Genomic DNA, 275 nt, shown 5'->3' with positions numbered 1-275 from the left:
TCCCGGGGGTGAGGGCTTGATGGCCTCGGGACGCCAGCCCACACGCTGCACCCATTCCAGACCTGCGCGACACGGTCCAGATTCCCGGCAGGTTCCTGACACCCCCTGCCTGCACGCTCACAGCTGGTTGCGGATCGGTCTGGTCTGCCCCTACAACTTCTCCTACCCCGGGGGAGTGCAGAATCACGTTCTGGGGCTGGCCGGTTGGTTGCGCAGCCACGGCCACATCGTCCACATCCTGGGACCGGGACACCCTGGACGGGATCGTCTGGAGG

1 protein-coding gene is annotated in these 275 nt (G+C 66.5%); it reads right to left on the bottom strand.

Annotated elements, in window-relative coordinates; genetic code table 11:
- On the bottom strand, positions 1-275 hold a 275-nt coding region (locus CUZ56_RS16050; RefSeq protein WP_204250942.1), incomplete at both ends, for a hypothetical protein.

This window comes from Saezia sanguinis (assembly GCF_003991585.1).
Classification (GTDB): Bacteria; Pseudomonadota; Gammaproteobacteria; order Burkholderiales; family Burkholderiaceae_C; genus Saezia; species Saezia sanguinis.
The sequence above is the reverse complement of the archived record's forward strand: the minus strand, read 5'-3'. Positions and strand labels throughout refer to the sequence as shown.